We start from the raw sequence: 24,458 nt of genomic DNA on the forward strand, positions 1-24,458 counted from the left end.
CCCCATGACGACCGTGGACCTCCCGCTCCTCCCCCTGGGTCGCGGGACCGACCCCAACAGCGAGCGGGGCGTCGACTGCCCCGGCGACCTGCCCCCGGCGTCCGACCCCGACCTGGTGGCCCGGGCCCGCGCCGCCAAGGACGCGCTCGGCGACAAGGTGTTCGTGCTCGGCCACCACTACCAGCGCGACGAGGTCATCCAGTTCGCCGACGTCACCGGCGACTCGTTCAAGCTCGCGCGCGACGCCGCGGCGCGGCCGGACGCCGAGTACATCGTCTTCTGCGGCGTACACTTCATGGCCGAGTCGGCGGACATCCTGACCGGCCCCGGCCAGCAGGTGGTCCTCCCCGACCTCGCGGCCGGCTGCTCGATGGCCGACATGGCGCGGCTGACCCAGGTCGAGATGGCGTGGGAGGCGATGACCGCCGCGGGCATCGCCGACTCCGTCGTACCGGTCACCTACATGAACTCCTCCGCCGACATCAAGGCGTTCTGCGGCCGCAACGGCGGTGTTGTCTGCACCTCGAGCAACGCCGAGGTGGCTCTCGGGTGGGCGTTCGAGCAGAAGCCCGACGCGAAGGTGCTCTTCCTCCCCGACCAGCACCTCGGCCGCAACACGGCGGTGCTGCAGATGGGCTACACGCTCGACGACTGCGTGGTCTGGGACCCGCACCGCCCCCACGGCGGGCTCACCGACGAGCAGCTGCGCGACGCGAGGATGATCCTCTGGAAGGGCCACTGCTCCGTGCACGGCCGGTTCTCCCCCGACGTCGTCGACGACCTGCGTGCAGAGATCCCGGGCATCAACATCCTGGTGCACCCCGAGTGCCGCCACGAGGTCGTGCTCAAGGCCGACCTGGTCGGCTCGACCGAGTTCATCATCAAGACGATCGAGGCGGCGCCGGCCGGGTCGAGCTGGGCGATCGGCACCGAGCTCAACCTCGTGAAGCGACTCGCGGCCGCGCACCCCGACAAGCGGATCGTCTTCCTCGACAAGACCGTCTGCTACTGCTCGACGATGAACCGCATCGACCTGCCCCACCTCGTCTGGGCGCTGGAGTCGCTGGTCGCCGGCACGGTCGTCAACCGGATCGAGGTCGACCCCGAGACCGAGAAGTGGGCGCTGGTCGCGCTCGAGCGGATGCTGGCGCTGCCGGGCAAGACCGCCAAGGACTGACCCTCGACCCTCAGCCCTCGGGCAGCTCGAACCAGGCGCAGGTCCCGCCGTACGCCGCGTCGGTGAGTCCGATCCGGCCGCCGTGCGCCTCGATGATGCGTCGGCAGGTCGAGAGGCCGATGCCGGAGCCCTCGACCTTCTCGTCGATCCGGGCGAGCGGCTGGAAGACGCGCTCGCGCTGGTCCTCCGGGATGCCAGGGCCGCGGTCGCAGATCTCGATGCGCCAGCGGTCCCGGGTCAGCATGCCGTCGACCTCGATGTACGGCGGCTGCCCGGGCAGGGTGAACTTCGCGGCGTTCGCGACGAGGTTCTGCAGCACGGCTCGCAGCTGCACCGCGTCGCCCGTGACCGTGGGGAGGTCTCCCCGGACCACGGTCGCGTCCCGCAGCGGGACGGCCAGGTCCTCGACGACGTGCCCGAGCATCGCGCCGAGGTCGACCGGACCGCGCTGCAGCTCGCCGCCGACGCGCGCGAACTTCAGCAGGTCGTCGATCAGTGACTGCATGCGGTCGGACCCGCCGATCGCCCGCCGTACCAGGAACCCCATGTCACCGTCGCCGTCGAGCTCCTCGTCGAGCATCTTCAGCGACATCGAGACCGCGGTCAGCGGGTTGCGCAGGTCGTGGCTCACCTGGCCGGCGAACGCCGCGAGCTGCTCGTTGGAGCGCTCGAGCTCGCGGGTCCGCAGCTCCAGCTCCAGCAGGTCGACGACCCGGTCGGCCAGGCCGACGAGCGCGTGCTCCTGCTGGTCGGTGAGGGTGCGCGGCTGCTCGTCGAAGACGCACAGCGTGCCGATCACCACGCCGTCGGGCGTCCGCAGCTGGTGGGTCGCGTAGAACCGCACCTGGCCGATCTCGCCGGTGACGAACGGGTTGTCGGCGAAGCGCGGGTCCCGGCTGGCGTCCGGCACGATGATCGGTGCGATCTCGTCGAGCACCGACGCGCACATCGAGTCCTCCCGGCGGCAGACCGAGGCGTCGAAGCCGTGCGTGGCGATCTGGTGCTGCTCGGTGTCGGTGATCAGGTTGATGGTCGCCATCGGCACCCGGGCGACCTGCGCCGCGATCTCGACCAGGGCCAGCAGGTCGGACCGCGGCGGGTCGACCAGCACGCGGTAGCGCCCGATCTCGGCAACACGACGCTCGTCCTGGACAGCGGTCGTCACGATCGATGGCCCCCCATGGCTCGTCGGGTCGGGGGCAGGCTAGTACGCCGCCTTCCCCTCGACCAGCATCTCAGCGGCTCGGCGCCTGCCCGCCACCGGGGAACCCTCCCGACGGCACCATGACGTTGCCGCCCCCCGGGCCGCCGGACCCGAAGCGGAACGTCGTGGCCTCCTCGTCGCCGGTCGGGAGCGCCTCGGCGAGGTCGGCGAGCACCACCTCGTCGCCCGCGGCCACCCCGTCCTCGATCTCGACCCGGGTGGCGCCGGTGACGCCGGTCGTGACCGGGGTCGGCGTGGCCACGCCGTCGTCGAGCACGAGCACGGTGCCGTCGGAGACCGCCGACGCCGGCACGGTGACGACGTCGGACGCCTGCCCCGTCACGACCGCGACCGAGGCCGTCAGCCCGGTCGCGATGTCGAGGTGCTTGCGCTTCAGCGTGACGGTCACGGCGTACGTCCCTTCGTCGTCCGGGATCGAGCTGACCTGGGTGACGGTGCCGGCGAGCTCCTTCTCGGCTCCCGCGGGCGTCGCCGAGGCGGCCTGGCCGACCTCGAGCTCCTGCACCTGGGTGCTGGTCGCAGCGACCTGGACCGTGGTGGTGCCCTGCGAGACCAGCACGAAGACATCGGTGCCGGCCGCGATCGAGTCGCCCTCGTCAGCGTCGACTGCGACCACCTTGCCGGCGAACGGCGCCTTCACGGTCGCCGTCGCCAGCTCCTGCTGGGCCGCGACGAGGTCTGCCTTCGCCTGGTCGATCGACGCCTGGTCGTGCGCGAGGGTCGCCGCGGTGACCGTGCCACCGGGGGTCGTCACGTCGGCGACGAGCACGATCGCGGCCTCCCCGGAGGTCGACGTGGCCGAGGCCGGGTCCGCAGTGGTCGACCCGGCCGCCGAGAGCGTGGCGACCAGCGCGTCGAGCGCGGCCTGGAGCGCCTGCTGGTCGGTGGAGACCTGCTGCTGGGCGGCCTGCACCGCGGCCAGCGCATCGGCGCACGCCTGGCTCGTGACGTCGACGCAGGCGGCCTGCTGGGCGACCAGCGCCTGCTGCGCCGCGGCCAGCGACGCCGAGACGGTCGACTGGGCATCGACCACGGCCCGCTGCTGCTCGGCCAGCGTCGCGAGCGCGTCGTCGCCCATCCCCCCGTCCTCGTCGGGCTCGACGTCGGGTTCCTGCGTCGGCGAGTCCGACGGTTCCGAGGGGGTCTCCGGGGTCGTCGGTGCCTGGGGAGTCTGCGGGGTCTGGGACGTCCCGGACGCGTCGGGCCCGGACTCCGAGTCCGTCCCCGGGGCCGACTCCGAGACCGCCTCGGTCTGCGCGGCGATGTCGGACTCGAGCTGGGCCCTGGCCGCAGCCAGGGTGGCGCGGGCCTGCTGCACCGCCTTGCGCAGGGACTCGTCGTCGAGGGTGCCCAGGGTCTGCCCGGCCTTCACCCGGTCGCCGGCCCGGACGGACACCGTCTTGACCGTGCCGGACGTGGCGAAGGCGAGGTCGGCCCGCCCGGCCGGCTCGACCGTGCCGCTCAGGTCCAGGGTCTGCTGGACGTCGCCGGTGGCCGCGCGAACCGTGCGGTACGTCGTGTCGTCGGCCTGCGCGGCGTACCCCGCCCAGCCGGCGCCGACGACGGCGAGCGTGGCGACGCCGGCGATCGCGCTGCGCGGGATCCTCACGCGTCACCCCCGGCGGCACCGCGCATCCCGAGGGCGAAGCCGCCGGTGCACTCGCCGTCGACGGGCTGCGACACGCTGATCGTGTCCGCGGTGACCGCGCCGGTGTCGTCGCTCTCGCCGCGGGCGGTGACGCAGGCACCGACCTGCACCGCGCTGGACTTCGCCGCCGCGGTGGTGGTGTAGGTCGTCGCGTCGTCGACGGAGACGTCCACCTCGGTGGTCTCATCGCTCCCCGGGTCGGTCGTGCTCACCGTGAAGCCGTCGGCGGAGACCGCGGTGACCTCGCCGACCGTGCCGAAGCCGCCGGGCCGCCCGCCGCCGGGCATGTCGGACGGCATGTCGGTCGGCAGGTCGGACGGCAGGTCGGTCGGCATCCCCTCGGGCCGCTCGCCGCCGGGGCCGCCGGGGCCACCGGCACCACCGAAGCCGCAGCCGCCGTCGTCCGTCGCCTCGGTCACCCGCACCGTGGCGGCGGTGACCTCGGTCGCGTCCTCGGCGGTCTCGTCACCGGTCGTGACCAGCACGCAGCTGCCGACGGCGACGTCGTCGAGAGTGCCGTCGACCTGCTCGGTGAACGCCGTGTCCTCGGTCCAGGTCACCGCGACCTGGCCGCTCTGCTGGCTCTGCACCTGGGCGGTGGTGCCGGACACCGCGGCGACCTCTCCGGAGGCGCCGGGGAAGCCGCCGCGGGCAGGCATTCCACCGGCGGGGGCGCCCTGGCTCGATCCGGCGTCGGAGCCGGAGTCGGAAGCGGACGAGTCCCCGCCGCAGGCAGCGAGCGTCGCGACGAGCAGCACCGACGAGGCGGTGGCGAGGGTGAGGCGGGTCAGGGTCATGGCAGAGCCTTTCGTGAGGGAGCGGAGGGAGGAGGTTCACTCACTGCGCAGGGCGTCGATGGGCGTCAGGCGGGCGGCGCGGCTCGCCGGGTAGACCCCGAAGCCGACGCCCAGGGCGAGGGAGGTGAGCAGCGCGGCGGTGACCGCGAGCGCCGAGAGGGTGACGGGCTGGTCGATCAGCGGCGGCAGCACCCACGAGCCGACGACGCCGAGCAGCAGACCCACGATCCCGCCGGCCAGGCCGAGCATCGAGGCCTCGACGAGGAACTGTCGACCGATCACCCGCGGTGTCGCGCCGAGCGCCTTCCGCAGGCCGATCTCGCGGATCCGCTCGGTGACGGAGACCAGCATGATGTTCATGACCCCGACGCCGCCGACCAGCAGCGAGATCGCGGCGATGCCGGTGAGCAGCACGGTGAGCGTCTTGTTGGTGGAGTTCGCGGTCTCGACCAGCGACTCCTGCGTCGAGATGCTGAAGTCCGCCTCGGCGGTCGTCACGCCGTGCCGGGTGGCGAGCAGGGACTCGACCTCCTGGTACGCCGCGCTCAGCGTCGCCTGAGACTCCGCCTCGACGTAGATCGTGGAGACCGAGCTGGAAGTCGACCCGGTCAGCGCCTTGGCCGTGCTGATCGGCAGGATCGCCTGGTCGTCCTCCGAGCTGCCGGAGTCCGAGGCACCGCTGGAGTCGAGCACGCCGATCACCGTCAGCTGCTGGCCGGCGACCGTGACGGTCTGCCCGACCGGGCTGCCGACGGAGAAGAGCTCGCTCGCCGTGTCGGGGCCGAGCACGACGACGTTCGCGCCGGAGGCGATCTCGTCGCCGGTGAAGAAGCGGCCGGAGGTCAGCGTCCGCGCCCGGACGTCGAGCCACGAGGTCGTGGTGCCGACCAGCGACGTCGTCCAGTTGGTCTCCCCCGCCGTCACGGAGGCGGAGGACGACGTGGTCGGCGCGACCCGGCGTACGTCGGGAGCGGCGGTGTCGTCGCCGATCGCGGTCGCGTCCTCGAGGGTCAGGGTGGTGGCGGACCCGAAGCCGCCGCGCATCCCGCCGGAGTCGGTGGTGCTGCCCGGGGAGACGATGAGCAGGTTGCTGCCCAGCGCGTCGATCTCGTCGCTGACCTGCTTCTGGGCGCCCTGGCCGAACCCCACGGTGAGGATCACCGACGCGATGCCGATGACGATGCCGAGCATCGTCAGCAGGGAGCGCATCCGGTGCGCGCGGACGGCCTCGGCGCCGGCGCGGAAGGTCTCGATCCAGTTCACGCCAGCGCCCCCGTCCGCGCGGTCGGCGTGTCCGAGACGATCTGTCCGTCGCTGATGACCAGGTTGCGGCCGGCGCGGGCGGCAACGTCCTTCTCGTGCGTGATCAGCACGATGGTGCGGCCGGCGTCGTGGAGCTCGTCCAGGAGGCCCAGCACGTCGGCGGTCGACCGTGAGTCGAGGTTGCCGGTCGGCTCGTCGGCCAGGATCATCGCGGGCTCGGTGACCAGCGCCCGGGCGACGGCCACGCGCTGCTGCTGGCCACCGGAGAGCTCGCCGGGGCGGTTCTCGGTGCGGTCGCCGAGGCCGACGCGCTCGAGCGCGGCGACCGCCCGCTCGCGCCGCAGGTGCCGGGGCACCCCGGCGTACACCAGCGGCAGCTCGACGTTGCGCCAGGCGGGGAGGCTGGCGAGCAGGTTGAACTGCTGGAAGACGAACCCGATGCGGCGGTTGCGCACCTCGGCGAGCTGGGCCTCCGACATCGCCGACACGTCTTCGCCCGCGAGCAGGTAGCTGCCGACGGTCGGGTTGTCGAGGCAGCCGAGGATGTTCATGAGCGTCGACTTGCCCGACCCGGACGGGCCGACGACCGCGACGTACTCGCTCTCGGCGATCGTCGTGTCGATCCCGCACAGCGCCTCGAACTCGAGGCTGCCCGTGCGGTAGGTCTTGCGGATCCCGTCGAGCCGGATGATGGGCGTGCTCACTGGGCCGGGCCCTCCATCATCGTCGGAGGCTCGAAGCCCTCGGGCAGCTGGCCGCCGCCGGGGAAGCCCTGCTGCCCGCCCTCGTCGCCCTCGCCGCCACCACCGGGGAGGCGCTGGAAGCCCGGGATGACGACGGTGTCGCCCTCCGCCAGGCCCGAGAGGACCTCGGTGGTCATGCCGTAGGCCTCGCCGGTCTCGACCTCGACCTTCTGCTCCTCCCCGTCGACGACCTTGGTGGCGTACGTCGTGCCGTCTTCGGTCGTGAGCGCGCGGCTGTTGACGGTGAGGACGTCGTCGCGCTGCTCGACGATGATCGTGGCCGTGGCCGACACCCCGGCGTACAGGTCCTTCTGCTTGCCGGTGACGGCGATCGTCACCGGGAAGACGGCCGCGCCGCTGTCGTTGGTCTGGGCGACCAGGCCGACCTCCTCGACGGTGCCGTACACCGTGTCGGTCACGCCGGTGACGGCGATCTCGGCCTGGAGGCCCTTCTTCAGCGAGTCGACGTCGGCGGCCGCGACGGTCGCGTCCACGACGTACGTGCCGGAGGCGACGATCGAGATCGTGCCGTCGGAGGTGTCCGTGCCGGTGTTGGTGTCCTCGGTGCCGCCGGTCGCGCCGGACCCGACGGTGTCGCCCTTGCCGAGTCCCACCGACGTGACCGTGCCCCTGATGGAGGCGCGCAGGGTGGCGTCCGCGACCGCCTGCCGCGCATCGTTGAGCGCCGCGCGGGCGGAGACGATCGCGGCCTGGTCGCTCGCGAGCTGCACGTCGCTGGCGCCGGCGTCCTCGTCGTCGTCGAGCTGCGCGAGCGCGGCGTCGTACGACGACTGCGCGGCGCGGCGGGTCGCGACCAGCGCGTCGTCGTCGATGACGGCCAGGACGTCGCCCTTGCGGACCTTGTCGCCCTCCGAGACTGCGACGCGGGTGACCGTGCCGGACGCGGCGAACGCCTCGTCGGCGGTCGTGCTCGCGGCCACGGTGCCGTCTGCGGTGACGGTGTCGCGCACCGTCTCGGTGGACACGGTCGCGGTGGTGCTGGATGCGGCCTCGGAGCTGTCGCGGATCAACAGCCAGGCGCCGGTGCTCGCGACCGCGACGAGCACCACGAGGGCACCGGCCAGCAGGATCCGCGAGCGGCGACGGGCGGGCAGTCGCACGGTGGTCCCTCTCGACGTGGGTCGATGCGGGACCGGTCGGTCCCACGGGAAGGACCCTGCCGAGCCGGGCTGTGCCGGTGCTGGGGTCGACCTGTGCGCCGGCTGTGGGACCTACACGCCGGGTGCGCCCCAGACGGCGAGCCAGCGGCCGAGGTCCTGCTCCATCGGGAGCTCGCCGGCGAGGGTGTCGCGCAGCTGGATCTCGAGCAGGTTGTCGCGCTGGCGGTCGGTCGTGCCCGCCTGCGGTGCGAACGGGTAGAACGTGCCCTGCTTGTAGAGGTAGACGAGACCGACCCGCCGGCCGTCGGCGCCCTCGAACGGGATCAGGGAGCACAGCAGCCCGGGCCCGAAGCCCTGCGCCTCCAGGGAGGTGTTGACGGCGTGCAGGTCCGTGCAGAGGTCGGCGATGTCCGGGTCGTCGCGTACGACGAGCCAGGTGAACCCGAACTCGTCCTGGGTGATCTCGACCTCGGGCTGGTCCGGGTCGGCGTTCAGCAGCTCGACGACCTCGGACTGCACCTGCTGGAAGGCGTTGCCGGTCGCCGCCCGGTAGCAGACCGAGCCCGTGCCGGTCGGGCGCAGCCCCAGGCTGGTCTCGAGCGTGATCGCCGCGCTCGGCACGTGGAAGAGCGCGTCGAGCCGGGGTGCCTTGGGTCGGGAGCGGCCGGTGATGGTGTCCCAGAACCCCATCAGGCGGACCGGTCCAGCTCGGCGCGGATCTTCGCGAGCTGCTCGAGCCGCTGCTCGAGCGTCGGGTGCGTGGAGGTCAGGGTGCTCAGGGAGACGCCCTTGACCGCCGGGGCGATGAAGAACGCGTTCATCGCCTGGGAGGCCCGCAGGTCGCGGTCGGGGATCGTGTTCATCTCACCGGTGATCTTCTGGAGGGCCGAGGCGAGGGCCTCGGGCTTCATGGTGAGGTAGGCGCCTGCCCGGTCGGCCGACAGCTCGCGGTAGCGCGAGAGCAGCTTGAGCAGGAAGAAGCTGACGGCGTACGTGATCAGGCTGACGACGAGCACGACCAGCCAGACCGGGAGCCCGTTGTTGTTGTCGCGACGACCGCCGCCGAAGATGGCGCCGTACTGCGCGCCGCGGGTGAGCCCGGCGGCGATGATGCCCGCCGACGAGGCGACGGTCATGACGAGCACGTCGCGGTGGGCGACGTGGGAGAGCTCGTGGGCGAGCACGCCCTCGAGCTCCTCACCGGTCAGGCGCTTGAGGATGCCGGTGGTGACGACCACGGCGGAGTGGCTCGGCGAGCGGCCGGTCGCGAACGCGTTGGGCAGGTCGGTGTCGGCGATGCCGACCCGGGGCTTCGGCATGTCGGCGAGCACGCACAGGCGGTCGATCATCGCGTGCAGCTCCGGCGCCTGCTCCGGCGTGACCTCGCGGGCGCGCATCGCCTTCATGGCGACCTTGTCGGAGTTGTACCACTGGAACCACACGACGCCGAGACCGATGATCGCGATGATCGGCGCGTACTGCGCCGGCATCACGGCGATCACGACCGCGATGAGCGCGACGAAGAGCGCACCGAGCAGGAAGATCACGGTGGTCATCCGGGCGGTCAGCCCCGGATCGCCGACGAATCGCGTGCGTGCCATGGCCCTATTCTCCGGCACCGCGCAAGCGTTGCGCAGGTGGTTACGCAGGTGGTTGCGCAGTCGTCAGGACTGCTCCCCCTCGGCCTTCTTCTCCGGCGCGGCCTCGAGGATGTCGCCGTTGTCGCCGGACTCGATCGCGCTGGGCTGCCCGCCGGTCTTGCCGGCCTTCAGCGCCGCCAGCTCGGCCTCGACGTCGGACCGCGAGCTCAGGGCGTCGAGCTCGCGAGCGATGTCGTCGCCGCTGTTGCTGGCGGTGACGTCGTCGAGCGCACCCGAGGCGATCAGCTCGTCGATGGCGCCGGCGCGGGCCTGCATCTGCGCGGTCTTGTCCTCAGCACGCTGCACGGCCGCCCCGACGTCGCCGAGCTCGTCGCCGATGCCCGACATCGCCTCGTTGATGCGGGTCTGGGCCTCGGCGGCGGTGTACGTCGCCTTGATGGTCTCCTTGCGGGTGCGGAACGCCTCCACCTTCGCCTGCAGGCGCTGCTGCGCGAGGGTGAGCTTCTCCTCCTCGCCCTGGAGCTGGGCGTGCTGGGTCTTGAGGTCGTTGATCTGCGTGGTCAGCCCGGACTTGCGGGTCAGAGCCTCGCGGGCGAGGTCCTCGCGGTCGACCGCGATCGCCTTCTGGGCCTGGTCCTGCAGCTTGTTCGACTGCTGCTCGAGCTGGTTGATCTGCAGCTCGACGCGCTTGCGGCTGGTGGCGACGTCGGCCACGCCGCGGCGTACCTTGGAGAGCAGCTCCTGCTGCTTCTGGTAGCTGTAGTCGAGGGTCTCGCGCGGGTCCTCGGCGCGGTCGAGCGCCTTGCTCGCCTTCGACTTGAAGATCAGGGTGAAGCGCTGCCAGAGTCCCATTGCTGCGTGGTCCCTCTCCATACGGTCCGGTCTCAGGGCAACCCTAGGCCGTCATGGCAAGCATGTGCGACGCCGCCGGTACTCTGGGAGCACGTTTTTTCGTCCGCGCTCCTCACCACCTCCTCACGACACTGAAGGCCCCGCGTTGTTCCGTCGCAGCAAGTCCGAGCCCGCCCCCGAGCCCACCGAGACCAAGGTCGGCGGCAAGGGTCGCCCCACCCCGACCCGCAAGGAGGCGGAGGCCGCGGCCAAGGCGCGGGCGAAGACGCCCCGCACCCGCAAGGAGCAGGCGGCGGCCCAGCGGGTGGCGCGCTCCGAGTCGAGCAAGTCGATCCGGCAGGCCATGCGCGAGGGCGACGAGCGCTACTTCCCCGCGCGCGACAAGGGCCCGGTGAAGCGCTTCATCCGCGACTTCGTCGACGCCCGCTTCTCGCTCATCGAGCTCGTCATCCCGCTGCTGCTGGTCACGATGATCCTCGGCTACTCCGGCAACGTGACGCTTCGCCAGTGGGGCAACACGCTGCTCCTGCTGATCGTGATCGTCGTCGTCTTCGACATGGTCTGGCTGCGGTTCCGGGTACGCCGCCAGCTGCGGGCCCGGTTCCCCGACGCGAGCCTCAAGGGCACGACGTACTACGCGATCACCCGCGCGATGCAGATGAAGTTCATGCGCCTGCCCAAGGCCCGGGTCAAGATCGGGCAGGCGCTGCCCGAGGACTACAACCGCTGACGTCGCTCAGAAGTCCCGGCGCCGCGGCGACTGGGTCTTCGCCGGGTCGCGCTCGACGACCGGACCGACGACGTCGTCGATCGCCTTCATGGTCGCGGGCTCCAGCGTCACGCCCGACGCCTTGACGTTGTCGGTGACCTGCTCCGGGCGGCTGGCGCCGATGATCGCGGCCGAGACGTTGTCGTTCTGGAGCACCCAGGCGACCGCGAGCTGCGCCATGGTCAGGCCCGCCTCGTCGGCGATCGGCTTGAGCAGCTGCACGCGCTCCAGGACGTCGTCGCGCAGCCAGCGGCTGATCATGCCCGCGCCGCCCTTGTCGTCGGTCGCCCGGCTGCCCTCGGGCACCGGCTGGCCCGGGACGTACTTGCCGGTCAGCACGCCCTGCGCGATCGGCGACCACACGATCTGCCCGATGCCGAGCTCCTCGCTGGTCGGGACGACCTCGTCCTCGATGACCCGCCAGAGCATGGAGTACTGCGGCTGGTTGGACACCAGCGGGATCCGCAGCTCGCGCGCCAGCGAGTGCGCCTCGCGGATCTCCTCCGCACGCCACTCGCTCACGCCGATGTAGAGCGCCTTGCCCTGGCGGACGACGTCGGCGAACGCCTCCATCGTCTCCTCCAGCGGCGTCTCGTGGTCGTACCGGTGCGCCTGGTAGAGGTCGACGTAGTCGGTCTGGAGCCGCTCGAGACTCCCGTTGATCGACTCGTGGATGTGCTTGCGCGACAGGCCGTGGTCGTTGTGCTTGCCCGGCCCGGTCGGCCAGTAGACCTTGGTGAAGATCTCCAGGCCCTCGCGCCGCTCTCCCTTGAGCGCATTGCCGAGCACGGTCTCGGCAGCCGTGTTGGCGTAGACGTCCGCGGTGTCGAACGTCGTGATGCCCTCCTCGAGCGCCTGCCGCACGCACGCCGTCGCAGCGTCCTCCTCGACCTGCGACCCGTGGGTGAGCCAGTTGCCGTACGCGATCTCCGAGATCTTGAGTCCACTGCCACCGAGGTTCCGAGTCTTCATGGGTCCGAATCTAGGGCGTGGCTGGTTGGGGTGGCCCGGTGGGCGGGGGCCGCCGTCGGTTTCCCCGGCCCACCGGGGAAACCGGAACTGTTGGGCCGATACTTCGCCCGGGAACGTCAGGGATTGCCCCGACAGTGAGCCGCTGGTTTCTCCGCCGCGCCGCGGGGCACCTTCTCCAGCGTGCTGATCCCCCTGGTCCCCGACCCGCGCGAGCTGTCGCGGGCCGCGCAGCGCGCGACCCAGTTCGTCGACGACCTCGTCGGGCTGGTGCCGCGCGCGGCGGCGCTGCTGGCCTCGGCGGAGGCGCTGGTCGAGCGCGCCCACCACCTCGTCGACCGGATCGAGGAGACGCGCTCCGCGGCGGCCACGGTCGTCACGCGCACCGACGAGACCCGGGCGCGTGCGGACACCGTCCAGGAGCGGGCCGCAGCCACGGTGGAGGACGTCGACGAGGCGGTACGCCGGGCGACAGCGCTGCTCGCGAGCCTCGAGCCGACCCTGGTGCGGCTGCAGCCGACGCTCGAGCGACTCGCGGAGACGACGGATCCGGAGGAGGTCGACGCGATCGTCGGGCTCGTCGACAGCCTGGGCAACGTCGGTCCCGACGTCCGCGAGCTGCTCGACATCGCCAGCCACCTCAACGACGTGCTCGGCCGGGTGCCCGGGATGAGCCGGCTGCGGAAGCGGGTCGAGGAGAACGGGCGCGACGTGCCTCAGCCGTCGTAGTCGAGCACGACCTCCTCGGAGGTCGGGTGGGCCTGGCAGGTGAGCACGTAGCCGGCCTGGATCTCGTCTGGCTCGAGCGCGTAGTTGGCGTCCATCGCGACGGTCCCCGACACGAGTCGCGCACGGCAGGTGCCGCAGACCCCGCCCTTGCAGGCGAAGGGCAGGTCCGAGCGGACCCGGAGCGCCGCCTCGAGGACGGGCACGTCGTCGGGGCGGAGGTCGAGCGCGGACGAGCGCCCGTCGAGGCGGATGGTCACGCGCGCCGCGCCGTCGGGCGCACCGGCGAGCTCCTCCACCGGAGCGCGCTCGACGGGGTCGGCGTGGAAGAGCTCGCTGTGCACCCGCTCCCCCGGCACCCCCAGCGACTCGAGGGCGCCACGGAGCGAGACGAGCATCTGCTGCGGCCCGCAGAGGAACCAGGCGTCGGCGTCGGCGAGACCGAACGCCGCGACCAGGCGCGACAGCCGCGGGCCGTCGAGCCGACCGGAGAGCAGCTCGACGTCGGAGGTCTCGCGCGAGAGCACGTGCACGACCTGCAGCCGGGTCGGGAAGCGGTCCTTGAGGTCGTGCACCTCGTCGAGGAACATCACCGACCGGTGCGTGCGGTTGGCGTAGACCAGCGTGATCGTCGAGTCGGGCTCGCCCTCGAGGATCGCGGTGACGATCGACAGGATCGGCGTGATCCCCGATCCCGCCGCCACCGCCACAGCGTGCCGCGCCTCTGTCGGGCAGACCGACGTCGTGAACCGCCCGGCCGGCGTCATCACGTCGAGGGTGTCCCCGACCGCGAGCGTCGAGAGCACGCCCGCACTGAAGGCCCCGCCCGGGAGCCGCTTCACCCCGATCCGCAACCGGCCCGACGACGGAGCGGTGCAGATCGAGTAGGAGCGGCGTACGTCGTCGCCGCCGCGGATGTTCAGGTGCTGGCCGGGCGTCCACTCGAACTCGTCCACCAGCGACGGCGGCACCTCGAAGGTGAGGGCGACCGCGTCGTCGGTCAGCTCGTCGATCGCCGCGACCCGCAGCTCGTGGAAGGTGACCACTCAGTGGGCCTTGAAGTGGTCGAACGGCTCCCGGCACGCGCGGCACACCCACAGCGACTTGCACGCGGTCGACCCGAAGCGGCTCGACTCCCGGGTGTCCGGCGACCCGCAGTTCGGGCACCGCACGGCGAGCGGCAGGGCGACCGGCTCGTCGGGAGCGACCGGGCCCGGCGGTGCGATGCCGTACGCCTCGAGCTTGGCGCGCGCGTCGTCGGTCATCCAGTCGGTCGTCCAGGCCGGTGAGAGCACGTACTCCACGTCGACCCGCTGGTAGCCGGCCGCCGTCAGCGCCTCGACCAGGTCCGCGGTGATCGTCTCCATCGCGGGACACCCGGAGTACGTCGGGGTGATCGTGACGTGCACGCGACCCTGGTCGTCCTCGGTGACGTCGCGCAGGATGCCCAGGTCGCCGATCGTCACAACCGGGAGCTCCGGGTCGACCACGTCGGCGGCGATCTTCCACGCCTGGGTGCGCGTCGCGCTCACCACGTCGCCCCCGGGTGGGAGCGGTGCAGGTGCTGCATGTCGGCGAGCAGGTGTCCGAGGTGCTCGGTGTGCAGGCCGCGTCGGCCGCCCCCGATGACCGGCGCGACCTGCGGGACCGCGAGGGTCGCCTCGAGGACGACCCGCTCGATCCGTCCGAGCACCCCGTCTCGCAGCGACGCCGGGTCGACGACCGCGCCGTCGATCGGGGCGAAGAGCTCGTCGACGTACGGCCACTCCGCGTCGAGCGCGTCCTGCATGCGGTCGTGCGACAGCTCCGTGCCGTCGCCGAGCCGCAGGGTCCAGAGCCGGGCGTGGTCGACGTGGTAGGCGACCTCCTTGACCGCCTTCCCCGCGACGCCGGCGAGGGTCCGGTCCGACGACGCGGCGAGCGCGGCGTACAGCTCCGACTGCCACGTCGCGAGCACGAGGAGCCGCGCGATGGTGACCCCGAAGTCCGCCTGCGGCCGCTCGACCAGCCACACGTTGCGGAACTCGCGGTCGTCGCGCAGGTAGGCCAGGTCGTCCTCGGTGCGCCCCGCACCCTCGAGCGTCCCGGCGTAGGTCAGCAGGGCGCGGGCCTGGCCGAGCTGGTCGAGGCCGATGTTCGCGAGCGCGACGTCCTCCTCGAGCTCCGGCGCCCTGCTGATCCACCAGCTCATCCGCTGCGCGGACACCAGGGCGTCGTCGGCGAGCCCGAGGACGTAGTCGACCGGGGTGCTCACAGGTGCTCGACTCCTTCCGGGACGTCGTAGAAGGTCGGGTGCCGGTAGACCTTGTCGCTCGCGGGGTCGAAGAACGCCTCTCGCTCCCCGGGGTCGGAGGCCACGATCGACGACGACGGCACCACCCACAGCGAGACGCCCTCCTGGCGCCGCGTGTAGAGGTCGCGCGCGTTGCGCAGCGCCAGCTCGGCGTCGGGTGCGTGCAGTGACCCGACGTGGACGTGCGAGAGCCCGCGCCGCGAGCGGACGAAGACCTCCCACAGCGGCCAGCCGTTCGTGCCGCTCATGCCACCGCCTCCGCACGCTTCGCGGCGTACGCCGTCGCGGCCTCGCGCACCCAGGCCCCGTCGTCGTGGGCCTTGACCCGGTGCGCCATCCGCTCACGGTTGCAGGGGCCGTTGCCCTTGATCACCTCGGAGAGCTCGGTGAAGTCGACGTCGCCGAAGTCGTAGTGGCCGCGCTCGTCGTTCCACCGGATCTCGCGATCGGGAAGCGTCAGCCCGAGCACCTCCGCCTGCGGCACGGTCATGTCCACGAAGCGCTGCCGCAGGTCGTCGTTGGAGAAGCGCTTGATCCCCCAAGCCATCGACTGGGCAGAGTGCGGCGAGTCGCCGTCGGGCGGGCCGAACATCATCAGCGACGGCCACCAGTAGCGGTCGACGGCGTCCTGGGCCATCGCCTTCTGCGCAGGAGTCCCGTGGCTGAGCGTGTGCAGGATCTCGAAGCCCTGCCGCTGGTGGAAGGACTCCTCCTTGCAGATCCGCACCATCGCGCGGGCGTAGGGCCCGTAGGAGCAGCGGCACAGCGGCACCTGGTTGACGATCGCGGCGCCGTCGACGAGCCAGCCGATGGCGCCGACGTCGGCCCAGGTGAGCGTCGGGTAGTTGAAGATCGAGGAGTACTTCTGTCGGCCGGTGTGCAGCTGGTCGAGCAGGTCGGCCCGGTCGACGCCGAGCGTCTCGGCCGCGGCGTACAGGTAGAGACCGTGCCCCGCCTCGTCCTGCACCTTGGCCATCAGGATGGCCTTGCGGCGCAGCGAGGGTGCCCGGCTGATCCAGTTGCCCTCCGGCTGCATGCCGATGATCTCGGAGTGCGCATGCTGCGCGATCTGGCGCACGAGCGTGCGGCGGTAGCCGTCAGGCATCTCGTCATGTGGCTCGACGCGGCCGTCGTCGGCCAGCAGCTCCTCGAAGGGCACGTGCGGCACGCTACCAGATTTGTTACAGGTGCGAACCGGACGGACGTCGTTCTGTAATAGCACGGCCGGCTGACAGGATGACCACCATGACGAGCCCCACCGCCGACGTGTCGGTGCGCATCGCCTGGGCCGACGACGCGGCCGCCATCGCCGCGCTGCAGCTGCGCACGTGGCACGAGCAGTACGCCGGGATGCTCCCCGCCGACGCGATCCCGGACGACGCCGAGGCGGCCGCCGCCGCGTGGCGCGCGTCCCTGAGCCGACCCGGCGACGCCCGCAACCGGGTGCTCGTGGCGCTCGAGCGCAACCGGGTGGTCGGGTTCGCGATCTGCTCGCCCGCCGGCGACCCGGACTGCGACCCCATCGTCGACGCCGAGCTCGCCGAGCTCACCGTCGACCCGGGCGAGCGCGGCAAGGGCCACGGCTCGCGGCTGCTCCAGGCCGCGGCGGAGACGCTGACCGCCGACCGCTTCCAGCGCGCGGTGCTGTGGGCGGTCGCCAGCGACGACACTCTGCGCGCGTTCCTGGGCGGCGCCGGGTGGGCCGCCGACGGCGCCCACCGCGAGCTCGACCTCGATGGTTCGGGGGCCGTTCTCGTCAAGCAGATCCGGATGCACACGGCACTCTCAGGCTCTCCCTCTTGATTTCCCGGGCTCGAGGGTGAGGATGGAGGTCCACTCCAGATCGGAGAAGCCCGTGTTCGGTCCGCTGCCGCCCCTGCACCGCCTGCTCGTCATCGTGACGGCCCTCGTCGTGGGCATGCTCTCGGGTGTCTGGATGGTCGAGGTACTCGACGCTCCGGTGCTGATCGGGGCCGGCATCGGCTGGGGCCTGCTCGCCGGCCTGCTCCTCAACTTCGTGCTGCTGCACGACTTCCACCCCCGCACCCGGCCGGTGCGGGTCCGGCGCCACTAGACAACGGCGCCCCCACTAGCCTCTTCCGGGTGACGGACGCAGCCCTCGACCCGCGCGAGCGGCGCGCGATCGTCCGCGACAGCCTCGGCGTCGGCGTCGCCACCGGTGCGTACGGCGTGGGCTTCGGCGCGGTCTCCGTCGCGGCCGGTCTCTCCGTCGCGCAGACCTGCGCCCTGTCGCTGCTGGTCTTCACCGGCGCCAGCCAGTTCGCGCTGATCGGGGTGGTCGCGGCCGGAGGTGCTCCGATCTCCGGGGCGATGACCGCGCTGCTCCTCGGCACCCGCAACACGCTCTACGGCTTGCGGATGGCGCCGCTGCTCCGCTTCACCGGCCCGCGCCGGTGGCTCGCCGCCCACGTGCTCATCGACGAGTCGACGGCGATGGGCGTCACCCGGCGGTCGACCGCCGCCGCGCGGGTGGGGTTCCTGACGACCGGCGTCTCGATCTTCATCCTCTGGAACCTCGCGACCTTCCTCGGCGCCGTCGCCGGCAACGCCATCGGCGACCCGCGCACCTACGGCCTCGACGCGGCAGTCGGCGCCGCCTTCCTGGCCCTGCTGTGGCCGCGCCTGCACGGCCGCCGCAACCTCCAGGTCGCGATCGCCGCCGCGGTGGTCGCGCTCGCGACCGTGCCGGTGGTGCCCGCCGGCGTACCCGTCCTCGCCGCGGCCGGCGTCGCGCTGCTCGCGGGCGTGCTCACCCGGAACGAGCCGGCGCGATGATCTGGGTCGCCATCGCCGTCGCCGCGGTCGGCTGCTACCTGCTCAAGCTCGCCGGCCTGTCCGTCCCGCCCCGGGTGCTCGAGCGTCCGCTGGTCGAGCGGGTCGCCGATCTGATCCCCGTGGCCCTGCTCTCGGCACTCGTCGCCGTGCAGGTGTTCGCCCGAGGGCACGAGCTCGTGATCGATGCTCGTGCCCTCGGGCTGGCCTTCGCCGTGGTGCTGCTGCTCCTGCGGGCGCCGTTCCTCGTCGTGGTCTTCGGTGCCGCGCTGGTGGCCGCGCTCGCGCGCCTGCTGTAGGTCTCGACACGCCGGTCGCGACCTCGCGGGCTCGGTCGCGCGGCTCGCTCGACCACCGTCAGCGAGTCCGCTGGCGCGTCCTCGCTATGCCGGCTGGACCTCCCCGAGCACCTCGAGCACGTCGAGCGGCGAGTTGGCGGTCTCGAGGTGCCGCACCCGCTCGGGGTCGGTGAACACCTGGGCGAGCCGGGCCATCAGCTTGAGGTGCTCGTTGCCGAGGGCGGCGACGCCGACGACGTACTTGACCTCGCGACCGTTCCAGTCGATGCCGTCCGGGTAGCGCACGAACGACAGCGCCGTCCGCCGCACGTCCGCCTTGGCCTCGTTGGTGCCGTGCGGGATCGCCAGCAGGTTGCCCATCGCCGTGGACACCGACCCCTCCCGCTCGTGCATCGCCGCGACGTACGACGGCTGGACGGCACCGGCCGCGACGAGCAGCTCACCGGCGAGGGCGATGGCGTCGTCCCGGGTGGCGGCCCCGCCGTCGAGGACGATCGACGACTCGGCCAGCAGGCCGCCGCCGGCGACGGGCTCCGGCTCCGGCTCGACCGCCGGGGCCGGCCCGCCGATGGCGTTGCGGGCCCGGACCAGCTCGACGACGTCGTCGTAGCGCGGACTCGCCATGAAGTTCTCCACCGAGACGTGGACCGCCGACGGCGTCTGCCGCCGCGCCCGGTCGGTGAGGTCCTCGTGGGTCACGACGATGTCGTGGTCGTCGCGCAGGTTGGCGATGGCCTGGTTGACCACGGTGACGTCGGTGTAGCCGGCGTCGTGGATCTTCTTGCGCAGCACCGAGGCGCCCATCGCCGACGAGCCCATGCCAGCGTCGCAGGCGAACACGATCGAGCGGACCCGGCCCGCGCCGACGGCCGACCCGGTGAGGATCGCCGAGGCGACCGACCTCTTGCCCTTCATCTCCTCCATCGCCCCGGTCGCGCCGGCCAGGTCACCCTCATCTGTGGAGCGATCGGTCCGCAGCAGCAGGCCACCGACCAGGAAGGACACGAGGGCTGCCCCGAAGACGCCGATCGTGATGCCGGCGAAGTCGCCGCCGGGCGTCTGGGCGTAGACCGCGATGATCGAGCCGGGAGCGGCGGGCGCTCGCAGGCCCACGTCGAACAGCGTGAAGCAGAAGACGCCGGTCATGCCGCCCGCGATGGTCGCGAGGATCATCTTCGGCTTCATCAGGACGTAGGGGAAGTAGACCTCGTGGATGCCGCCGAAGAACTGGATGATCGCGGCGCCGGGGGCCGAGGCCTTGGCGATCCCGCGGCCGAAGACGGTGTAGGCCATCAGCAGGCCGAGGCCGGGACCGGGGTTCGCCTCCAGCAGGAACAGCACGGACTTGCCCTGCTCGGTGGCCTCCTGGATGCCGAGCGGCGTCAGCACGCCGTGGTTGATCGCGTTGTTGAGGAAGAGCACCTTCGCCGGCTCGATGAAGACCGAGGTCAGCGGCAGCAGGTCGTTGTCGACCAGGAAGTTGACCGCGTCGCCGAGCCAGTCGATGACCTGGCGCAGCACCGGCGCGAGCAGGAACATGCTCGCGATGGCCATCAGCCCGGCGAAGATGCCGGCCGAGAAGTTGTTGACGAGCATCTCGAAGCCGGGCCTGATCTTGTGGCTCCACAGCGCGTCGAGCCGCTTCATCCCCCAGGCGGTCAGCGGGCCCATGATCATCGCGCCGAGGAACATCGGCGAGCCGGTGTCGTCCCCGAGGAAGATCGGGTCGCTGGTCGCCATGATCACGCCCATCACCGACATGGCGCCGACGACGCCGCCGCGGGTGTCGTAGACGAGCCGGCCACCGGTGTAGGCGATCAGGATCGGCAGCAGGTAGTAGATCGTCGGGCCGACCATCGTGGCGATCTTCTCGTTCGGGGTCCACCCGTCCGGGATGAAGAACGCCGTGATCAGGCCCCACGCGATGATCGCGGCGATGTTCGGCATGATCATGTTCGACAGGAACGTCCCGACGCGCTGGACGTGGACCCTCGCGCTCACCCGCTGCGGAGCAGAGGTCTCGGGAGCTGACGTGGTGGTCATCGCACCTTCTCTCGACCGGACCGATGCGAAGTGACACCGGTCACGCGAATCTTTGATTGTGTTTATATGCGCCCCGATTCCGCCATGTCAAGGGTCTGAACCCACATGATCGGGCATAGATCCACATAAATGCGGTACAGTCGACCGAGAGCACCGACGAACTGGAGGAGACCCATGAAGGCCCTGCGCTTCTACGCACCGGAGGACGTCCGCCTCGAGGAGGTGGCCGAGCCGACGTGCGGCCCCGGGGAGATCAAGCTCCGGGTGCGCAACTGCTCCACCTGCGGCACCGACGTGAAGATCTTCCACAACGGTCACCAGAACCTCACTCCCCCGCGCACCATCGGCCACGAGATCGCCGGCGAGGTGGTCGAGGTCGGCGCCGACGTCAACGCGACGTACGGCAGCGACTGGGCTGTCGGCGACCGCGCGCAGGTGATCGCGGCCGTGCCGTGCGGCGACTGCCACGAGTGCCGCAAGGGCTGGATGGCGGTGTGCCAGAACCAGACGTCGGTCGGCTACCAGTACGACGGCGGCTTCGCCGAGTACATGATCGTGCCCCAGCAGGTGCTCAAGGTCGACGGCCTGAACCGGATCCCCGACAACGTGGGGTACGACGAGGCGTCCGCCGCCGAGCCGTTCGCGTGCGCGATCAACGCCCAGGAGCTGCTCGGCATCGAGGAGGGCGACACGGTCGTGGTGTTCGGCGCCGGCCCGATCGGCTGCATGCACATCCGGATCGCCCGCGGCGTGCACGAGTGCGGCCCGGTCTACCTGGTCGACGTCAACGCCGAGCGACTGAAGATGTCGGCCGACGCCGTGCAGCCCGACGAGGTCATCAACGCTGCCGAGGTCGACGTCGTCGAGCGGGTCATGGAGCTCACCGGGGGCCGCGGCGCCGACGTCGTCATCACCGCGACCGCGGCCAACGTGACCCAGGAGCAGGCGATCTCGATGGCCGCGCGCAACGGCCGGATCTCGTTCTTCGGCGGCCTGCCGAAGAACGACCCGTTCATCAAGTGCGACTCCAACGTCGTGCACTACCGCCAGCTCCACATCCACGGCGCCAACGGCTCCGCGCCGGAGCACAACAAGCGCGCGCTGGAGTACATCTCCTCGGGCCAGGTGCCGGTGAAGGACCTCATCACCGAGCACATCCCGCTCGACCGGGTGCTCGACGCGTTCTCGATCGTCAAGAACGGCGCGGCGATCAAGGTCACCGTCGAGCCGTGAGCGACGGAGTCGCTCAGGGCGTTCGACGGGGAGGTTGAGCAAGCCCCGCGACCGAGGGACGAGGTCGCGACGGGCGGGTCGAAACCTGTCGAGCCTTAGACCTCACCTGGGTCGAGCCTTAGACCTCATCTGGGGAGGCGCACCAGACCCCTCCGGGCGTACCGTGAACCGGTTCTGCCGAGGAGGGGCCTTGAAGGCGTTGCGGTGTTGGGTGTCCCTGCACAGCTGGGAACGGGTGAGCGCGGACGACGGATCCGGGCGCTTCCGGCGGTGCCGGCGGTGCGGCAAGCACGACTACCCGGACTCCGGCGGTGGCGGCAACTGGGGCGCGGGCACGTTCGGCGGCCAGGGCTGACGGGTCGCGTAGAACCCCAGGGGGCCCGAGACATGGCGAGGCCCGCACCGACGGATCGGTGCGGGCCTGCCCGCGGTCTCCTGAAGGGTCAGCTCACGCCGACGCCACTCCAGGCCGTGGCGACCGCGTTGTGCTGAGCGCTGCCGGCGCCGTACAGGTCGCTCGCGGCACTCAGGGTCGCGGTGCGGGCACCGTGGTAGTCGGTGCTCGAGGTCATGTAGACCGTCAAGGCGCGGTACCAGATGCGGGACGCGGCGTCGCGGCCGATGCCGGTGACCGTCGAGCCGTTGCACGTCGGGCTGTTGTAGGAGACCCCGTTGAGGGTCTTCGCACCCGACCCCTCGGACAGCAGGTAGAAGAAGTGGTTGCCGATGCCCGAGGAGTAGTGGACGTCCACGTTGCCGGCACCTGAGGTCCAGCAGTTCAGGGAGTCGCCGTCGGAGGCGGGGTTGTCCATCCGGCGCAGCCCGACGTGGTTCTTGAGGTCGAACTCCTCGCCGATCAGGTAGTCGCCCGCGTCGTTGGGGTTGGCCGCGAAGAACTCCACCATCGTGCCGAAGATGTCGGACGTCGCCTCGTTGAGCCCGCCGGACTCACCGGAGTAGGTCAGGTTGGCGGTGTTCTCGGTGACGCCGTGGGACATCTCGTGACCGGCCACGTCGAGGGAGACCAGCGGACCGTAGTTGACCCCGTCGCCGTCGCCGTACGTCATCTTCGTGCCGTCCCAGAAGGCGTTCACGTAGTTGCTGCCGTAGTGCACCCGGTTGTAGGAGCCGGTGCCGTTGCCGAAGATCCCGTTGCGCCCGAACGTCGTCTTGTAGAAGTCCCATGTCATGTTGGTGCCGTACTGCGCGTCGACGGCCGCCGACTCGCGGCTGCTGGTCGCGCCGTTGCCGAAGGACGTGTCGGGGCCGGCGAACAGCGTGCCCGTCGGGCAGCGGAAGCCGAACACCTGGCACACGATCGGGTCTTCCTTGTTGTTGAGGTCGGTGGTGTAGGTGTTGCCGCGCGTCGGGTCCTTGAGCTGGTACGTCGAGCCCGACTGGGTCAGCTGGAGCGGGACGGTGCCGGAGTAGAGCGACTGGCCGGTGCCGTCGACGTCCTGGATCTGCTGCTCGCGCCAGAGCACCTTGCCGTTCCGCGCGTCGACGTACGTCGCGAGGCGGCTCGGCGTCCCGTCGGCCTGGGTGCCGCCGGTGACGATCTCCCACGCGAGCCGGCCCTTGCCCGAGGTGGCGTCGACGACCAGCCGCGACGTCTCCTCGCTCGCGCCGGTGATGCCGCGCGTGGCGGGCGCCTTGGCGAGGGCGGTGCCGGCGGCCGCGGCGGCAGGCACCAGCGGCTTGGTCGCCAGCGCCAGCGGCGCCTCGAGCGTCTGGCTCACCCCGCGGGTCGCGCCGGACGGAGCCCGGTGCACGACGCGGTCACCGCCGATCACGGGCAGGCCCTGATAGCTCTGGACCATCCGCGTGTGCACGGTGCCGTCGGCGTCGGTGATGACGTCGACGACGTCGTAGCCGGACGACTCCGTCTCCAGGGAGGGCGGCGCGGCCGGGGCCGACGTCGCGGCCAGTGGGCCGGCGAGGAGTGCGAGTGCCGCCGCGGCGGCGGATCCCGAGATCAGGCGCATGGAGAATCCTTCTCGTCGTCGAGGAGGGCTACGGGAACGCAGCCTCGTCGGTCTCAACGACGCGCGGAACCAGGAGGCACGCACAGGTTCGTGCAATGCACGAACCTGCAGGTCAGGCGCCGTCAGTCCAGGTCGAGGAAGTGCTCGAGGCCCACGGTCAGGCCGGGCCGGTCGGCGATCTGGCGCAGCCCGGTCAGCACGCCCGGCACGAACGACGCGCGGTCGAGCGAGTCGTGGCGGATCGTGAGCGTCTCCCCCGGACCACCGAGCACGACCTCCTGGTGGGCCACCAGGCCACGGATCCGCAGCCCGTGCACGCGGATGCCGTCGACGTCGGCCCCACGGGCGCCGTCGAGACCGGTGGTCGTCGCGTCCGGCACCGGGCCGAGGCCCGCCTCGCGCCGGGCGGCGGCGATCAGCTCCGCCGTACGCCGAGCGGTGCCCGAGGGCGCGTCCGCCTTCGTGGGGTGGTGGAGCTCGACGACCTCGACGGACTCGTAGAACGGCGCGGCCGCCACCGCGAAGCGCATCATCAGGATCGCGCCGATCGAGAAGTTGGGGGCGATCAGCACGCCCACCGACGGCGCGTCGGCGAGCCAGCCCCGGAGCGCGTCGAGCCGGGCGTCGTCGAACCCCGTGGTGCCGACCACGGCGTGGATGCCGTGGTCGATGCAGAACTCGAGGTTGTCCATGACGACGTCGGGGTGGGTGAAGTCCACGACGGCCTCGGCTCCCGCGGTGACCAGGCCGTCGATGTCCTCCTCGGCATCGACGGCAGCGACCAGCTCGAGGCCGTCCGCCTCCTCGACCCCACGACACACCTCGGAGCCGACACGTCCACGGGCACCGAGCACACCGACCTTGATCACGGGCTCAACCTACCGGGCTGCGCTGACGCCGACCGGGCCGTCTGGCAGTCTG

Annotated in this window: 26 protein-coding genes; 8 read left to right on the forward strand and 18 right to left on the reverse strand. The window is 71.5% G+C overall.

Features of this window, described 5'->3' with window-relative positions; all coding sequences use genetic code 11:
- Window positions 1–4 precede the first annotated feature (4 nt).
- Complete coding sequence (nadA, locus tag ACFQQI_RS11195; RefSeq protein WP_378562474.1) at window positions 5–1,177, forward strand: quinolinate synthase NadA; 1,173 nt, start codon at window positions 5–7, stop codon at window positions 1,175–1,177.
- A 10-nt stretch (window positions 1,178–1,187) separates the two neighbouring features.
- Here the strand turns inward: nadA and ACFQQI_RS11200 are convergent, their stop codons facing one another.
- From ACFQQI_RS11200 to ACFQQI_RS11240, 9 genes are all read right to left on the reverse strand, one after another.
- On the reverse strand, window positions 1,188–2,342 hold the full coding sequence (locus ACFQQI_RS11200; RefSeq protein WP_378562477.1) for an ATP-binding protein: 1,155 nt from the start codon (window positions 2,340–2,342) through the stop codon (window positions 1,188–1,190).
- Between the two features lie 70 nt (window positions 2,343–2,412).
- Window positions 2,413–4,011 carry an HlyD family efflux transporter periplasmic adaptor subunit gene (locus tag ACFQQI_RS11205; RefSeq protein WP_378562480.1) on the reverse strand — a complete coding sequence of 533 codons (1,599 nt, stop codon included), beginning with the start codon at window positions 4,009–4,011 and terminating at the stop codon, window positions 2,413–2,415.
- Window positions 4,008–4,847 carry a hypothetical protein gene (locus tag ACFQQI_RS11210; RefSeq protein WP_378562483.1) on the reverse strand — a complete coding sequence of 280 codons (840 nt, stop codon included), beginning with the start codon at window positions 4,845–4,847 and terminating at the stop codon, window positions 4,008–4,010. The genes ACFQQI_RS11205 and ACFQQI_RS11210 overlap by 4 nt, the downstream gene beginning before the upstream one ends.
- Window positions 4,848–4,883: 36 nt before the next feature.
- Entirely contained in the window at window positions 4,884–6,110 is a 1,227-nt protein-coding gene (locus ACFQQI_RS11215; RefSeq protein WP_378562486.1) for an ABC transporter permease, read from the reverse strand.
- Window positions 6,107–6,814: an ABC transporter ATP-binding protein gene (locus ACFQQI_RS11220; RefSeq protein WP_378562489.1), complete on the reverse strand. Its 708-nt coding sequence runs from the start codon at window positions 6,812–6,814 to the stop codon at window positions 6,107–6,109. The genes ACFQQI_RS11215 and ACFQQI_RS11220 overlap by 4 nt, the downstream gene beginning before the upstream one ends.
- Window positions 6,811–7,974 carry an efflux RND transporter periplasmic adaptor subunit gene (locus ACFQQI_RS11225; RefSeq protein WP_378562492.1) on the reverse strand — a complete coding sequence of 388 codons (1,164 nt, stop codon included), beginning with the start codon at window positions 7,972–7,974 and terminating at the stop codon, window positions 6,811–6,813. Before ACFQQI_RS11225 ends, ACFQQI_RS11220 begins: the two co-directional genes overlap by 4 nt.
- Window positions 7,975–8,085: 111 nt before the next feature.
- A complete protein-coding gene (locus ACFQQI_RS11230) occupies window positions 8,086–8,664 on the reverse strand; it encodes a hypothetical protein (protein ID WP_378562495.1) in 579 nt (192 codons plus the stop codon).
- Window positions 8,664–9,575, reverse strand: a complete 912-nt coding sequence (gene htpX, locus ACFQQI_RS11235) for a zinc metalloprotease HtpX (RefSeq protein ID WP_378562498.1) — start codon at window positions 9,573–9,575, stop codon at window positions 8,664–8,666. The genes ACFQQI_RS11230 and htpX overlap by 1 nt, the downstream gene beginning before the upstream one ends.
- A 63-nt stretch (window positions 9,576–9,638) precedes the next feature.
- Window positions 9,639–10,427 (reverse strand): PspA/IM30 family protein, encoded by a 789-nt coding sequence (locus ACFQQI_RS11240; protein ID WP_378562501.1) that lies wholly within the window; start codon window positions 10,425–10,427, stop codon window positions 9,639–9,641.
- A 145-nt stretch (window positions 10,428–10,572) separates the two neighbouring features.
- Between ACFQQI_RS11240 and ACFQQI_RS11245 the strand changes: the two genes are divergently transcribed.
- Window positions 10,573–11,157 (forward strand): DUF3043 domain-containing protein, encoded by a 585-nt coding sequence (locus tag ACFQQI_RS11245; RefSeq protein WP_378562504.1) that lies wholly within the window; start codon window positions 10,573–10,575, stop codon window positions 11,155–11,157.
- Between the two features lie 6 nt (window positions 11,158–11,163).
- Here the strand turns inward: ACFQQI_RS11245 and ACFQQI_RS11250 are convergent, their stop codons facing one another.
- A complete protein-coding gene (locus ACFQQI_RS11250) occupies window positions 11,164–12,168 on the reverse strand; it encodes an aldo/keto reductase family protein (protein WP_378562507.1) in 1,005 nt (334 codons plus the stop codon).
- 180 nt (window positions 12,169–12,348) lie between these two features.
- On the opposite strand from ACFQQI_RS11250, the gene ACFQQI_RS11255 reads away from it, so the two are divergent.
- Entirely contained in the window at window positions 12,349–12,894 is a 546-nt protein-coding gene (locus ACFQQI_RS11255) for a hypothetical protein (protein WP_378562510.1), read from the forward strand.
- Here the strand turns inward: ACFQQI_RS11255 and paaE are convergent.
- Genes paaE through paaA form a run of 5 tightly spaced genes read right to left on the reverse strand, consistent with a single transcriptional unit; the run spans window position 12,882 to window position 16,343 of the window.
- Entirely contained in the window at window positions 12,882–13,937 is a 1,056-nt protein-coding gene (gene paaE, locus ACFQQI_RS11260; RefSeq protein WP_378562513.1) for a 1,2-phenylacetyl-CoA epoxidase subunit PaaE, read from the reverse strand. The genes ACFQQI_RS11255 and paaE overlap by 13 nt on opposite strands.
- Window positions 13,938–14,423: a 1,2-phenylacetyl-CoA epoxidase subunit PaaD gene (paaD, locus tag ACFQQI_RS11265; RefSeq protein ID WP_378562516.1), complete on the reverse strand. Its 486-nt coding sequence runs from the start codon at window positions 14,421–14,423 to the stop codon at window positions 13,938–13,940.
- Window positions 14,420–15,145 carry a 1,2-phenylacetyl-CoA epoxidase subunit PaaC gene (gene paaC, locus ACFQQI_RS11270; protein WP_378562519.1) on the reverse strand — a complete coding sequence of 242 codons (726 nt, stop codon included), beginning with the start codon at window positions 15,143–15,145 and terminating at the stop codon, window positions 14,420–14,422. Before paaC ends, paaD begins: the two co-directional genes overlap by 4 nt.
- Complete coding sequence (gene paaB, locus ACFQQI_RS11275) at window positions 15,142–15,432, reverse strand: 1,2-phenylacetyl-CoA epoxidase subunit PaaB (RefSeq protein ID WP_378562522.1); 291 nt, start codon at window positions 15,430–15,432, stop codon at window positions 15,142–15,144. The genes paaC and paaB overlap by 4 nt, the downstream gene beginning before the upstream one ends.
- Window positions 15,429–16,343, reverse strand: a complete 915-nt coding sequence (gene paaA, locus ACFQQI_RS11280) for a 1,2-phenylacetyl-CoA epoxidase subunit PaaA (RefSeq protein ID WP_378562525.1) — start codon at window positions 16,341–16,343, stop codon at window positions 15,429–15,431. The genes paaB and paaA overlap by 4 nt, the downstream gene beginning before the upstream one ends.
- 86 nt (window positions 16,344–16,429) lie before the next feature.
- Between paaA and ACFQQI_RS11285 the strand changes: the two genes are divergently transcribed.
- Genes ACFQQI_RS11285 through ACFQQI_RS11300 form a run of 4 tightly spaced genes read left to right on the forward strand, consistent with a single transcriptional unit; the run spans window position 16,430 to window position 18,276 of the window.
- Window positions 16,430–16,987, forward strand: a complete 558-nt coding sequence (locus ACFQQI_RS11285) for a GNAT family N-acetyltransferase (protein WP_378562528.1) — start codon at window positions 16,430–16,432, stop codon at window positions 16,985–16,987.
- Between the two features lie 52 nt (window positions 16,988–17,039).
- On the forward strand, window positions 17,040–17,258 hold the full coding sequence (locus tag ACFQQI_RS11290; RefSeq protein WP_378562531.1) for a hypothetical protein: 219 nt from the start codon (window positions 17,040–17,042) through the stop codon (window positions 17,256–17,258).
- Window positions 17,259–17,287: 29 nt separating this feature from the next.
- Window positions 17,288–17,980, forward strand: a complete 693-nt coding sequence (locus ACFQQI_RS11295; RefSeq protein ID WP_378562534.1) for an AzlC family ABC transporter permease — start codon at window positions 17,288–17,290, stop codon at window positions 17,978–17,980.
- Window positions 17,977–18,276 carry an AzlD domain-containing protein gene (locus ACFQQI_RS11300; protein ID WP_378562537.1) on the forward strand — a complete coding sequence of 100 codons (300 nt, stop codon included), beginning with the start codon at window positions 17,977–17,979 and terminating at the stop codon, window positions 18,274–18,276. Before ACFQQI_RS11295 ends, ACFQQI_RS11300 begins: the two co-directional genes overlap by 4 nt.
- Before the next feature lie 84 nt (window positions 18,277–18,360).
- Here ACFQQI_RS11300 and ACFQQI_RS11305 read toward each other — a convergent pair whose 3' ends face one another.
- Window positions 18,361–20,319, reverse strand: coding sequence for a PTS mannitol transporter subunit IICBA (locus tag ACFQQI_RS11305; protein ID WP_378562540.1), 1,959 nt, complete (start codon window positions 20,317–20,319; stop codon window positions 18,361–18,363).
- 174 nt (window positions 20,320–20,493) lie between these two features.
- On the opposite strand from ACFQQI_RS11305, the gene ACFQQI_RS11310 reads away from it, so the two are divergent.
- On the forward strand, window positions 20,494–21,552 hold the full coding sequence (locus tag ACFQQI_RS11310) for a zinc-dependent dehydrogenase (protein ID WP_378562543.1): 1,059 nt from the start codon (window positions 20,494–20,496) through the stop codon (window positions 21,550–21,552).
- Window positions 21,553–21,995: 443 nt separating this feature from the next.
- Here ACFQQI_RS11310 and ACFQQI_RS11315 read toward each other — a convergent pair whose 3' ends face one another.
- A complete protein-coding gene (locus tag ACFQQI_RS11315) occupies window positions 21,996–23,537 on the reverse strand; it encodes a M4 family metallopeptidase (RefSeq protein ID WP_378562546.1) in 1,542 nt (513 codons plus the stop codon).
- 122 nt (window positions 23,538–23,659) lie between these two features.
- Window positions 23,660–24,406, reverse strand: a complete 747-nt coding sequence (dapB, locus tag ACFQQI_RS11320; protein ID WP_378562549.1) for a 4-hydroxy-tetrahydrodipicolinate reductase — start codon at window positions 24,404–24,406, stop codon at window positions 23,660–23,662.
- Window positions 24,407–24,458 lie beyond the last annotated feature (52 nt).

This window comes from Nocardioides sp. GCM10030259 (assembly GCF_042666375.1).
Taxonomy (GTDB): Bacteria; Actinomycetota; Actinomycetes; order Propionibacteriales; family Nocardioidaceae; genus Nocardioides.